Source organism: Pseudomonas sp. 5P_5.1_Bac1 (assembly GCF_025466015.1).
Lineage (GTDB): Bacteria > Pseudomonadota > Gammaproteobacteria > Pseudomonadales > Pseudomonadaceae > Aquipseudomonas.
The window spans coordinates 115,038-128,350 of the sequence record NZ_JANLNX010000059.1 but is presented as its reverse complement, the minus strand read 5'-3'; the positions used below and the strand labels follow the sequence as shown (position 1 = coordinate 128,350).

Genomic DNA, 13,313 nt, shown 5'->3' with positions numbered 1-13,313 from the left:
CACGTCGCCCGCGTAGCAAGGTGATTACTGAGCAGCACCGGTCAGCAGTCCGGCACGTCCCCGGACGAAGGTATCGAACTGCTCAACGGTCATTTTCTGCCCGTTGAAGTCCACCAGGCCGTCGGCGTAACCCAGGTGCATCAGGATGTTGTCACCCTGCACCGTCGCCATCTGGGTTTGCAAGGCCATCATGCCGACCATCTCGCCCGCTGCCGACGCCTGCCGGATCGAGTCGGCATCCAGGCCATCCAGCGTCGCACGCAGGGCCGCGATATCACCGATCATTGGCTTGGAAATCTTCAGATTGGCCTGGACCGACTTGATCGATTGGGCCAGCGCCTGCTCCGGCGGCAGGTCCGCCAGCGCCACACCGGCGAGGTCGACAGCGAGGTCAACGCGGCTTTCGCCATTGGCCGTCTTGAACGACAGTTCCTCCAACGCTACCCGTGGCTGGCCGGCCAGCACGCCCTGCAATACATCCTTCAACAGCGGATCGTTCAGAAGCTGGGCACCATCGGACTGTTCCAGGGCAATGGCTTCCAGTTCCGGCATATGTTGCTCATACCAACTCACCAGTTTGCCGATTGCCTCGGGATTCAGGCGCTGCACGCTCCAGCCCATGCGTGCGCTGCCCAGCGGTTTGCCGGCATAGCTGATATCGGAAACCTGATACACACCCTTGAGCGCCAGACCATCGTTCTCAATGCGGTAGGTGTCACGCAGGTCCAGGCCGAACTTCAGCGACGGCTGGCCATCGTAGACAACCGACACCTCTCCCAGGTCGGCCACATAAGAACCGGTATAGAAGCCGTAACGGCTCTTGCTCATGTCAGCGGCGAAGGTAAGGTCCTTCAGGCCGAAGTCCAGTGTCGAACCGTCGCCTTGCGTCAGGGTCAGGTGCTCCATGGCAGCCCCGAAGCGCAGCTCATCGCCATGGGCATCGGTGTCGATCTGCAGCGTCAGACCGGAAAACGAGAACATCACGCCCTCCTCGCCCTTCACTTCCAGCGGCGCCAGCTTGAGGTTGGTGCGCACGGCACCGCCATAACTCAGGCTCATGCTGCCGCCCAACGGCAGTTGATCACCTGCGGCGGCGAACCATTTCTCGGTCTTGTCGGTTTTCTCAAGCGCGTAAGTACTCGCAGCCATCACGGGTGCAAGTTGCAACTGCTTGAGCCGCGACCACGGGAAAGGCCCGTGCTCGATGTGATCGACGAAATCCAGCGCCACCGACTCTCCGTCCGGGTCGCTGAGGGTCACCCGATAGCGGGCGAGGCTGGTGAACTTATGCGACTCCAGGGAAAGCAGTTCCACCTTGCCCTGCATTTGAGTGCCCATGGCCACGTCCAGTTGGCGATTGACGTCGGCCAGGGCAGCGTTCAACTGCGCGGGCAGTTGCTGGCCGGTGTACCACGCGATCGACGTCCAGGTCGCCGCGACCATTACAGCCAGCCCGCCGATAACTACCAGTGTTTTCTTCATGAAGTGATCCAGTTGCGTTCCTTGGAAAAGAAAGCCCGGACACCAGGGTCCGGGCCTTCAAGGCGGCGAGAGTAGCATTTATGCTGCGGGATTCAGTGCAATGCGGACAGCGATCGTCTGGCCATATCTATCCAGATCGTTCTCAAGAACTCCTCCCTTGTCATCTTCTTGCCATTGAGATCCACATCATCAGGTGGGCTAAGTTGCAGCTTCATCAGAATGCTGTCGTCCACTACTTCCAGAAAAGGACTCCGCTCAGCCTCGCTTGAAAGTATCTCCCACAAGGTTCGACTGTTGAACGCTCCGCGCATGGTGTCCGCAGTGAGCCTGCCGAGGTTGAAGGGACGCGCCCACTCATCGATAGTCGATTTGGAGATCTCGAGATTGACATTGCCCGACTCAGGCATCTGCTCAATCAAGTCAGCAAAGGAAATACGGTCATCGTCCAGCCGACGAAATTGAACAGACATGTCCGCCCGACTCTCTCCCTCGCTCGTTTTGAATGACAACTCTTCGATTACGAATTTCGGCCTGTTCGTCAGCAGCTTGAGCATGGCTGCTTCAAGCCGATCGTCCGATTCGCTCAACAACCCTTTCGGATCGGTATCTGCTCCATTTGTCTCGGCAACATCTACCGCGTTCATAGTGCCCCACACTCCCGAGCGCCGTCCCTGCAAAAATCCTTTGAGCGCCGCCGGGTCCAGACCTTCGACACGCCACGCCAGCCGAGCGCTGCCATACGGCCAACCAGCCAGCCGGATATTCGGAGCAACGACTATCTGCCTCCTCGAATACCCGTCCTCGGCAACCTGATACTCATCATGGAACGCGGCCCGGCCAAGCGATAAAGTCCTACCGGCAGATTGAAATCCGACATCCGTCGAACCGACTTTCAGCCAACCGGTCCGCAGCCCCTGAAGACCTGTTCCCAAGTGAGCATTCACACCTATTCCCGCGAGATAGACATATACGCTGCGGATGTTCTCACTCTTCAGATGTATCCTGAGGCGCTCCATCTCGCCGGAAATAGCCACGGTGTCGTCACCTTGAGCCGAGTGCAGGAGCAAACTTCCTCCGCTGGACGTCAGCGAATAATCCTGTTCCGTGATCTCGAACGGCGCGAACTCGACGTGAGTGTTGATGGTTTCTTCGTAATTGACGCTGATACCCCCACGCAACGGAACCTCCCCTTTACTGGCGGAAAACCAGGTCGCGGAGCCTTCGGTTTTGACCAATGAGAAATTGCTTGTAGCCATCACTGGCATCAGTTGCATGCGCTTCACCCTCGACCACGGTAACGGCCCGTACTCGATACGATCAACGAACTCCAGTTGAACAGGGTCCTGGCCCACCGACTCGTAGGTCACCCGGTAACGGGCATCGGCACTGAAGGTATGAAAGGCACTCCAAAGCAGCTCGATTTTTGCCTCCCCCTCGTGCCCCAGCGCTACCTGCAATTGCTGGTTGGCATGCTCAAGCAGCGCATCCATCCGTGTCGGCATTGATTTGCCGGTGTGCCATGTGATCCACGCACAGCCAGCAGCACCGAGCGCAACAACGCCAGCGAGTGCAACCAGTATCTTTTTCATGAAGAGGTCCAGACAGTGGAGAAAACCACCCGGACGTTGCGTACCGGGCATCAAGGGCCAGGAGGTTAGCACCGCGATCGCGGGCAAAAAGCTCAGGAATCCGCCACCGATACGCTGGAAAACTCGACGCATTTCGTAGCCTGTTTCCGAGGCCAAATCCGATGCCGGCAACCAACGCCCTAGAATCCACCTCACAACCCCGCCAGACACTCACATAACTGTCATCGGACGCTGACATGTTCAGGCCATGCCCTGCCTGCCCGGGCAGGAGGAACAGCATCGGCCTGATAACGGAGCTTCGTATGAAACTTGCTGTGTTTGGTACCGGTTATGTTGGTTTGACCCTGGCCGCCTGCCTGGCCGAAGTTGGACACTGGGTGTGCTGCGTGGATGTCGATGCCGAACGCGTTGACGCGCTATCCCGTGGCCATTGCCCGATCTTCGAGCCTGGCCTGCCGGCACTGCTGCACAAAGGCCTGGCCAGTTCCCGCCTACTGTTCAGCACCGACGCGGTGCCCGCCATCGAAGCCGCCAGCGTGATATTCATCGCTGTGGGCACCCCGCCACTGGCCGATGGCAGCGCCGACCTGCGTCAGGTCTTCGCGGTCGCGGACGCCATCGCCCGGCACGCCCACGGTGAGAAAATCATCGTCAACAAATCCACCTCGCCGGTCGGCACCGTCGATGCCATCAAGGCCCGCCTGATCAGCCTGCGCCCGGACAGCGCCGCGCAACTGGACGTGGTCAGCAACCCGGAGTTTCTCAAGGAAGGCTCGGCGGTCATCGACTGCATGCGCCCCGACCGGGTCATCATCGGTGGCGCCAGCACCGCGACGCTGGCCCTGTTGAAGGAACTGTTCAGCCCCTTCAGCCGCAATCACGACACCTTCATCAGCATGGACGCCCGCAGCGCCGAGCTGAGCAAGTACGCGGCCAACTGCATGCTGGCGACAAAGATCTCGTTCATGAACGAAATGGCCAATCTCGCCGAACACCTGGGCGCGGACATCGAAGCCGTGCGCCGCGGTATTGGCTCGGACCCGCGTATCGGCTACGACTTCATCTATGCCGGCTGCGGCTTTGGCGGCTCGTGCTTTCCCAAGGACCTGACGGCCCTGCAGCGGATGGCCGAGCGACACGACTACCAGCCCCGTCTGTTGCAAGCGGTGGATGCCATCAATCAGCGACAGAAACATCGCCTGTTCGAAAAGATTCTCCAGCATTACAACGCAGACCTGTCCGACAAGACGTTCGCCGTGTGGGGCCTGGCCTTCAAACCCAATACCGACGATATGCGCGAAGCACCCAGCCAGGTACTCCTGCAGGCGCTATGGCAGGCCGGCGCGAAAGTCCGCGCCTTCGACCCGCAAGCACGGCACGAAGCGCGTCGTCGCTACGGTGAGCGCAGTGATCTGGAGTTGCTGGACAACAAGGAGGATGCGCTGAAAGGCGCCAACGCGTTGGTGATCGTCACCGAGTGGGAGGACTTCAAAGTCCTGGACAGCGAACTGGTCAGGCAGCGCCTGCTCGATCAGGTGATCTTCGACGGACGCAACCTGTTCGAACCGGCGCACATGGCCAATGCGGGCCTTGCCTACTACAGCATCGGACGCGAGGACGTGCGACCTGGCAATCCTCGCGCCCGAGACAACGAAGCGTCTTACTCGTTGACGTCCATGAACTCACGCGCCCAGACGATGTAGTCATTTGGCTGGGTGTAGGTGTGCGTCAGCTCCGTCGCGCTCAGGTCGGAGGCGGAGCTGGTAATGCGCCGCTGCTCGCGCAGGCAGTCGTAGGTCGCCTTGATCGCGGCGAAATAGGCGCCATGGCCGTCAACGGCAATGCGCACGCCAAGCTCGGCGAGACGCACGTCATCGTGCAGTTGCGGGTTGCCGTAGGTGACCAGCATGAGCGGAACGGTGACGTGACGGGCAATCTCTTCCAGGTGCTCGAAATCGCGGATGCCGACCATGCACACGCCGTCGGCACCGGCGTTCTGGTAGGCCACGACGCGAGCAATGACTTCCTCGGTCGGAATCGCTCCGGCATTGGTCCGGGCAATGATCGACAGCTCTTGATCGACCCGGGCTTCCAGCGCCGCGCGAACCTTGCCGACGCCTTCTTCGATGCTGATCAGGTCGGTGGACTTGCGGCCGAACTGGGCCGGCAACAGGGTGTCTTCGATGGTCAACGCGGAAACGCCAGCGCGCTCCAGCTCGATCACGGTGCGCATTACGTTCAGGGCATTACCGTAGCCATGGTCGGCATCGGCGATGAACGGCAGTTGTGCAACACGGCCGATGCGAGTGGCCTGTTCGGCGAACTCGCTGAGGGTGATCAAGGCAAAATCCGGTGCAGCCAATACCTGTAGCGACGCCACCGAGCCTCCCAGAATACCCACCTCGAAACCAAGGTCGGCGGCAATGCGCGCTGACATCGGATCGAATACCGAGGCGGTGTGGTAACAACGAGGGGAGGCAAGCAGTTTACGGAACGCACGACGCAAATCTTGATGGGACGCTTTAGGCATGATCTATCCACTATTTCGACTTCATTCTGAGGCGAAACATACCACCCCTTGATGTCTCTCTGACAGCAGCGAAGGTCTTTGTCCGACAAATCGACGCAAACGTTTCACCTCCCGGGGTTAAAGGGCCGACACCGACCGGGAATCCCTGATGGACAGAACGAAGGAGGCGAGTGTGAAGAGGTCGATCCGGCTGCGCTGTGGCGAAAACATCGAAGAGCCACCAGCCGGGATCGCGAGCTTTTTTTGCCGATTTCATCAAAAAATCGCGAAATGTGTATGAACTGTGCATGCACATGATGAATACGCCGGGTACGGCAAAGCCTGACGTCAGGCATCAGGGAAAACCGTATGTGCACATGCTTTCTTATCAGTGATTCCCTTATCTATTAAGCGTAGGCTTTGTACGGTTATGGCATAATGAAATCATTCCACAACTCCAGATAACGAGCCGTGATTTGTGTCAGTGACGACCTTAACTGTATGTGATGACTCTACTGTTGCCCGCAAGCAGGTCCTGCGGGCGCTGCCAGCGGACTGGCCGGTGTCGATCACCCAGGCCAGCAATGGCCATCAATGCATGGACGCCATTCGCAAAGGTCTCGGCCAGGTCGTGGTTCTCGACCTGAACATGCCGGAGATGGACGGTTATCAAGTGCTTCACGCCTTGCGCGATGAAGGCCTGAAGGCCGCCGTCATCGTTATCTCCGGGGATGTGCAACAGGAAGCGGTGCGGCGGGTCCGCGAACTGGGCGCCCTGGCGTTCCTGCAAAAGCCTTTCGACCAGGCAGAACTGCGCCAGACGCTTGGCGAGCTGGGGCTGATGAGCCTGCCGGGGCAAGCGGCGCAAAGCCACCGTCCGGCGACCAACACCAACGTCACCTTCAATGAAGTGTTCCGCGAAACCGTCAACGTCGCCATTGGCCGCGCCGCCGCGCTGATCGCCAAGGTGCTCGGGGTTTTCGTGCAGTTGCCGGTGCCGAACGTCAACGTACTCGAAGTCGGCGAGTTGCACATGGCCCTGGCCGATGCCGGGCGCTGCAAGCAACTCACTGCGGTCTGCCAGGGCTTTATCGGTGGTGGTATCGCCGGCGAAGCCCTGCTGATGTTCCATGATTCGGAAATCGCCGACATGGCGCGTCTGATGCAGCATCAGAACAGCGAATCATCCGACCTGGAAATGCTCCTGGATCTGTCCAGCGTCCTCATCGGCGCCTGCCTCAGCAGCATCGCCGAGCAGGTCGACGTCGTGTTCTCCCAGTGTCACCCGCAGATCCTCGGCCAGCATGCCGGCATCGAGGAACTGATCCGGGTCAACCAGCAGCGCTGGAAGAAGACCCTCGCGGTGGAGATCAGCTACGGTCTGGAGGGACACGATATCCGCTTCGACCTGTTGCTCCTGTTCACCGAAGACTCCATCGAACGACTGACCCACAAACTCGCGTACCTGATGAACTGACCCATGAACAAACCCATTGATCTGACCGAGTTCCATTGGCTGCTGGCGATCGTGCAAAGCATCGACGTCGGCGTGGTGGTGCTCGATCGCGACTACCGCGTCCAGGTCTGGAACACCTTCATGGAGAACCGCTCGGGCGTTGCCCCCAAGGACGCCCACAGCGAATCGTTCTTCACCCTCTTCCCGGAGGTCAACGTCGGCTGGTTCAGCCACAAGCTGGAAAGCGTCGCGACCCTGGGCACGCCCGCGTTCACGGTGTGGGAGCAGCGCCCTTATCTGGTGCGGTTCAAGAACTACCAGCCAATAACCGGGCAGGAAGACTTCATGTACCAGAACACCACGCTGTTCCCGCTGCGCTCCACCGACAGCAGCATCAGCCACTTCTGCCTGGTGATCTATGACGTGACCGACGTCGCCACCAACCGGCGCATGCTGCAATCGGCCAACGCGCAGCTGCAGAAGCTCTCCAGCACTGACCGCCTGACCGGCCTGTACAACCGCGGCCACTGGGAAGACAGCCTGAAAGTCGCTTACGCCCGTCACCAGCGCCACGGCAACCACACCAGCCTGGTGATGTTCGACATCGACCACTTCAAGCGCATCAACGATACCTACGGCCATCAGGCGGGCGACAAGGTGATCGAACAGGTCGCCGCGATGCTGCGCGAGTATGTGCGCGATACCGATGTGGCCGGGCGCTATGGCGGCGAGGAGTTCGGCGTGGTGCTGTCGGATACCGACAAGCATGGTGCGAGCGCCTTCGCCGAGCGATTCCGTAAAGCGATCGAGGGGCTGGAAGTGCAGCACGAGGGGCAAAGTATTCGCTTCACCATCAGCCTGGGTGTCGCGGACCTCAGCCAGCCCTCGGAAGGCCATGCCGACCTCATCGCCTGGGCCGACCAGGCGCTGTACGCCTCGAAGAAAAATGGCCGTAACCAGGTGTCGATTCACGAATGACAACCGTGATATCCAGCCTTTCGGGCACCCGGTAGTCGGCCACCGGGGCCCGGCCTGAAAGTCTCCCAGCCTGTATTGCCTTCACGGCCAGCTCACTGAAGGCAACTTGCCAACACCCCGTGGCTTCAAGATAATAAGATTTATTATCAATTGTAACTTCGGGTTATCCCATGTCCGATCTGGTTCATCACGCAGCGATGCACACCCTCTACGAGGAGCATCACGGCTGGCTCAAGGGCTGGTTACGCAAGCGCATGAACTGCAGCGAGCAGGCCGCGGACCTCGCGCAAGACACGTTTTTACGTGTGCTGACCCAGCGCAGGGCCGACGTTGTTCGCGAACCACGGGCTTATCTCAGCCGCGTGGCGCGCGGCCTGATGATCGACATGTTCCGCCGCCGTTCGCTGGAACAGGCCTACCTGGAAACACTGGCAGCGATTCCCGAAGCGCTGGATATCTCCCCGGAAGAACGCCTGCTGATCATCGAGTCGCTGCTGGAAGTCGACCAGATGCTCGATGCCCTCGGCACTCGTACCCGCGACGTGTTCCTGATGTCCCACCTCGACGGGCTCAGCTACGTAGAGATCAGCAAGCGCCTGCAAATCTCGGTCAACACCGTGACAAAACACGCGGTGCGCGCCCTCACCCAGTGCCTGCTGCTGATGGAGGATTGAGTCTTGGCATCTCCGGGACTCGATATCGCCACACTCGAAGCCGCCGCCCAATGGTATGTCGACCTGCGCACCGGAACGCCGGATGAGTCGCTGCACCGCGAGCATCAACGATGGCTGCAGAGCGACCCGCGCCATCTGCTGGCCTGGGAACGACTCGGGCGCCTGCAGGGCAAACTTGAGCGGCTTGCGCCCGCAATTGGCAGCCCGATTCTCAAAACCGCGCATGCCAAGCGCCGCGACGTGTTGAAAGTACTGTCGGTGCTGCTGGCCACGGGCGCCGCCGGCACCTTGGGCTGGAGGGTCACGCCGCTGCCCCAGTGGGCAGCGGACCAGCGCACCGGGATCGGAGAGCGACGCAGCATTCACCTGGAGGACGGCAGTCAACTGCACCTCAATACCGCCACGGCGGTGAACATCCGCTACAGCCAGCAGTTGCGTGAACTCTTGCTGCTCAGCGGCGAAATCCTCGTCGAGACCGCCAAGGACAAGGCCGCCCGGCCGTTGATCGTGCACACGGCTGAAGGCAGCCTGCAGGCGCTTGGCACACGCTTTATCGTGCAACAGGAACAGGATCGGACCCGGCTGACCGTGCTGGAGCATGCCGTCCTGGTACGCCCTGCCAACCAGCCCGACACCACGCTGACCGTACACGCCGGTGAGCAGATCAGCTTCAGCGCCGACGCGTTGGGGTCGGTCATGCCAGCCACCGCTCAAGCCGATGCCTGGCTGCACGACACACTGGTGGTGAACGGCTGGCGCCTGGATGACTTTCTGCAGCAACTGCAACGTTATCGCCCTGGCTACCTGAGCTGCGACCCGGCCGTGGCCGGGTTGCGGGTGTCCGGCTCCTTTCACCTGCGCAACACCGACCACGTCCTGGAAAACCTTCGTCTCACCCTGCCCTTGCGACTACGGCGGTTTACCCGCTACTGGGTACGCCTCGAAGCGGCATGACGTCGACCGTAAAAAATTTCACTGAGGGGTTGGTGATTCTGATTCTCGTTCGGCTTGCCAAGTAGAGGCGCACAGACGCCGCCATTGCCAACGAGCGTAAGGAAACACCATGCCGCATCACGCACACCCCGCAGAACCCGGCTTGATCAACGCCCCCTTCCACAACCGCCCGCTGCAACGTGCAGTGCACCTGGCCATGCTGAGCCTGGTGCTGGGTGCAAGTGTCGGCAGCACGCTGATCAGTCCGGCGGCGGCGGCACAGCACAGCGTCGAACACGAATTGGACTTCAACGTTCCCGCCGGCCCCCTCGATCAGGCGGTGGCGCAATTCAGCTCGATAGCCGGCATCAGTGTTTCGTTCGATGCGGGCCTGGCGCAGGGCAAACAGTCCCCGGGCGTTCAGGGACACTATTCGCGGGATGAAGCACTGCGTCGTTTGCTGCTGAGCAGCGGCGTCGAGGCGGTGGCGCTGGGCAGTGGCGGCTATTCGCTGGTGCAGGCGCAAGACAGCACGGGGGCGCTCGAACTGGGCGCAACCAACGTACTTGGCGCGGCACTGGGGTCGACCAGCGAAAACACCGGTTCCTACACCACGGGCACGATGCAGAGCGCGACCAAGCTGTCATTGTCGATTCGCGAAACACCGCAGTCGGTCACGGTCATTACCCGCCAGCGCATGGACGACCAGAACATGAGGTCGCTGGAAGACGTGCTCAAAAGCACGCCCGGCATCGCCATCACCAAAGACGGCCCACAACGCTCGACGTTCTACTCCCGCGGCTTCGCCATCGAAAACCTGATGACCGACGGCTTGCCCAACGATCTGTCCCACTACCTCAGCCGCGACATGAACTCTTCGCCGGACATGGCGATATTCGACCGGGTGGAAGTCGTGCGCGGCGCCACCGGCATGATGCAAGGCTCCGGCAACCCGGCTGCGGCCATCAACATGGTGCGAAAGCGCCCCACTGCCACGCCGCGTATCAGCATCACCGGCAGCGCCGGTAGCTGGGACAACTATCGCAGCGAGTTCGACGCGTCCAACGCCCTGAACGACAGCGGCACCCTGCGCGGCCGAGTGGTCACCGCGTATCAGACCAAGGGCAGCTTCCAGGACTTCACCAGCGCCGAACGCTCGGTGTTCTACGCCATCACCGAAGCCGACCTGAATGACGATGCAACCTTGACCTTTGGCGCCTCCAACCAGAATGCCAATCACAACAGCGCCTGGGGCGGCTTGCCCGTCGCCGCCGACGGCAGCGACCTGCACCTGAAGCGCTCCACGTACCTGGGCAGCAAATGGGAATACTGGGATCAGAACAACACCACAGCGTTCACTCGCCTGGAGTACCGTTTCGCCAACAATTGGAAAATGCTCCTGGCCGCCAGCAAGAGCTGGTCAAAACTGGACATGCTCGGTTCCCTTCCCGAGCGCATGGGCGATAACTACGATCAGTTCGGTCAGTACATCGGCAGATACGACTATAAAGACCGGCAAAGCAGCTATGACGGCTACGTCACCGGCCCCTTCTCGCTGTTCGGTCGCACCCATGAACTGGTCGTGGGCGCCAGCAAGAGAGACCTCACGTTCAACGGCAAGGGGCTACCCATCGACGTCGAGACCAATACTGATCTCCACAACCCCACCGGCATCCCCAAGCCCGACGTAAGCGCCAATCCCTGGACGCAGCATCGCACCACTCAACAGGAAGGCACCTACGTCACTACTCGCCTGAACATCACGGATGAGCTGAAAGTCATCCTTGGTGGGCGCCTGGACTGGTACGAGCACGACGTGGATACCCGGTGGAACGGAAAATCATCAGCCAGCAGCCTGCCAAACAAAGTGACGCGCAACCTCACGCGCTACGCGGGTGCGGTTTATGACCTTGACCAGCATCACTCGGTCTATGTCAGCTACACCGATATTTTCCGCCCGCAGACCGAGCTGGATACCCAGAACAACGCGCTGATGCCGATAAAGGGCAAAAACTACGAGCTCGGCATCAAGGGCGAGTACTTTGATGGAAACCTGAATGCCAGCGCAGCGATCTTCCGTATCGATCAGGAGAACCGCGCCAAATTGCTCAACCCCATCCAGTGCACGCCGATCGGCGGCACCTGCTATGACGCGGCGGGTGAAGTACGAAGCGAAGGGATCGAGCTGGAAGTCAACGGCACCCTGGCGCTCGGCTGGGAACTGGGGGCGGGTTACACCTACTCCGCCGCCAAATATACAAAAGACGCCAACGAAGACAACGTGGGGCGCTTGTTCGCCACCAACATCCCCCGCCACATATTCAAGGCGTTCACCACCTACCAGCTACCTGGTGACCTGAGTCGCTGGAGTATCGGTGGCGGCCTGTATCGGCAGAACACCGTCTACAACAAAGGCACCAATGATTACCTGACCACGTTCGACTACCGTATCGAACAAAAGGCCTACACCGTGGTAGACCTGATGACCAGCTATCAGGCTTCGGAGACCGTTCACGTGCGACTGAACCTGAACAACGTCTTCGACAAGACCTACTACCAGGACATCAGCTCCAACACCGACTTCGGTAACAGCCTCTACGGCGAACCCCGCAACGCCATGCTCACGATCAACTGGACGCTCTGAGACTGACTGACCGGTACGGCAAACAACGGGACAGTACCAATATCTGCCCACTGTTTGCCGTGTCGGTTCTTTGCGCCCACGGGATGCACTACCAGCGCGAACGACAGAAACGAAAAAGCCCGCGATCCTTATCGGAACGCGGGCTTTCTCAGGTGTTTCACCGTCGGTCGTGTCCACCATCATTCAGCAACTATCTGCCAACTTCCGGTTTTAACACTGCCAACTTTATATGGTGGGTCGTGTAGGATTCGAACCTACGACCAATTGGTTAAAAGCCAACTGCTCTACCAACTGAGCTAACGACCCGTTGGATGGCGCGTATAATACTGATTTCTAACAGGAAATCAACACCCCATCGCAAAATAATTCAAAAATAGCGAGTCGGGTCCTGTACGCCGGCCGCAGCAAAGCCATCCGCACGCAGGCGGCAGCTATCGCATTTGCCACACGCACGACCTTGATCATCCGCCTGATAGCAGGAAACAGTGAGGCTGTAGTCGACGCCACGGGCCATGCCCGCCTGGACGATCTGCGCCTTGCTCAGGTTCTGCAACGGCGCCTGGATCCGGAACCCATTGCCTTCTACCCCGGCCTTGGTCGCGAGGTTGGCCATGCGCTCGAACGCCTCGACAAATTCAGGACGGCAATCCGGGTAGCCGGAATAGTCCACTGCGTTGACGCCGATGAAGATGTCGCGCGCATTCAGCACTTCAGCCCAGCCCAGCGCCAACGACAGGAACACCGTGTTGCGCGCCGGCACGTAGGTCACCGGAATGCCCTCGCTTGGGGTCTCCGGGACATCGATGCTGCTGTCGGTCAGGGCCGAGCCACCGATGCCGTTGAGGTTCAGGCCAATGACCTTGTGCTCGACCGCACCCAGATCCCGCGCCACCCGGGCTGCCGCATCCAGCTCGGCGCGATGGCGCTGGCCGTAATCGAAGCTCATGGTGTAGCAGTCATAGCCTTCGGCCTTGGCCATGGCGACCACGGTGGCCGAATCCAGACCACCCGACAATAGAATTACCGCCCGTTTCTCACTCATTGCAAA

10 protein-coding genes and 1 tRNA gene are annotated in these 13,313 nt (G+C 60.0%); 6 read left to right on the top strand and 5 right to left on the bottom strand.

Annotated features, from left to right (window positions below):
- Window positions 1-24: 24 nt before the first annotated feature.
- Window positions 25-1,482: a YdgA family protein gene (locus NTD82_RS13910; RefSeq protein ID WP_262129101.1), complete on the bottom strand. Its 1,458-nt coding sequence runs from the start codon at window positions 1,480-1,482 to the stop codon at window positions 25-27.
- A 92-nt stretch (window positions 1,483-1,574) separates the two neighbouring features.
- Complete coding sequence (locus NTD82_RS13905; protein WP_262129100.1) at window positions 1,575-3,071, bottom strand: YdgA family protein; 1,497 nt, start codon at window positions 3,069-3,071, stop codon at window positions 1,575-1,577.
- 302 nt (window positions 3,072-3,373) lie between these two features.
- On the opposite strand from NTD82_RS13905, the gene NTD82_RS13900 reads away from it, so the two are divergent.
- Entirely contained in the window at window positions 3,374-4,774 is a 1,401-nt protein-coding gene (locus NTD82_RS13900; RefSeq protein WP_262129099.1) for a UDP-glucose dehydrogenase family protein, read from the top strand.
- On the opposite strand, the gene NTD82_RS13895 is transcribed toward NTD82_RS13900, so the two are convergent.
- Window positions 4,732-5,601, bottom strand: coding sequence for an oxaloacetate decarboxylase (locus NTD82_RS13895; RefSeq protein WP_095153994.1), 870 nt, complete (start codon window positions 5,599-5,601; stop codon window positions 4,732-4,734). The two genes, NTD82_RS13900 and NTD82_RS13895, sit on opposite strands and share 43 nt — an antisense overlap.
- 457 nt (window positions 5,602-6,058) lie before the next feature.
- Here NTD82_RS13895 and NTD82_RS13890 point away from each other — a divergent pair, with 457 nt between their 5' ends.
- The 5 genes from NTD82_RS13890 (at window position 6,059) to NTD82_RS13870 (ending at window position 12,265) form a co-directional block, all read left to right on the top strand.
- A complete protein-coding gene (locus NTD82_RS13890; protein WP_095153995.1) occupies window positions 6,059-7,057 on the top strand; it encodes a response regulator in 999 nt (332 codons plus the stop codon).
- A 3-nt stretch (window positions 7,058-7,060) separates the two neighbouring features.
- On the top strand, window positions 7,061-8,014 hold the full coding sequence (locus NTD82_RS13885; RefSeq protein WP_095153996.1) for a sensor domain-containing diguanylate cyclase: 954 nt from the start codon (window positions 7,061-7,063) through the stop codon (window positions 8,012-8,014).
- A gap of 170 nt (window positions 8,015-8,184) precedes the next feature.
- Window positions 8,185-8,688 (top strand): sigma-70 family RNA polymerase sigma factor, encoded by a 504-nt coding sequence (locus tag NTD82_RS13880; protein WP_095153997.1) that lies wholly within the window; start codon window positions 8,185-8,187, stop codon window positions 8,686-8,688.
- Between the two features lie 3 nt (window positions 8,689-8,691).
- Window positions 8,692-9,642 (top strand): FecR domain-containing protein, encoded by a 951-nt coding sequence (locus NTD82_RS13875; RefSeq protein WP_262129098.1) that lies wholly within the window; start codon window positions 8,692-8,694, stop codon window positions 9,640-9,642.
- Between the two features lie 109 nt (window positions 9,643-9,751).
- On the top strand, window positions 9,752-12,265 hold the full coding sequence (locus tag NTD82_RS13870) for a TonB-dependent siderophore receptor (protein WP_410017053.1): 2,514 nt from the start codon (window positions 9,752-9,754) through the stop codon (window positions 12,263-12,265).
- Window positions 12,266-12,495: 230 nt separating this feature from the next.
- Here the strand turns inward: NTD82_RS13870 and NTD82_RS13865 are convergent.
- Window positions 12,496-12,571, bottom strand: a tRNA-Lys gene (locus NTD82_RS13865).
- Window positions 12,572-12,632: 61 nt separating this feature from the next.
- On the bottom strand, window positions 12,633-13,307 hold the full coding sequence (gene queC / locus NTD82_RS13860) for a 7-cyano-7-deazaguanine synthase QueC (protein ID WP_095154000.1): 675 nt from the start codon (window positions 13,305-13,307) through the stop codon (window positions 12,633-12,635).
- Window positions 13,308-13,313 lie beyond the last annotated feature (6 nt).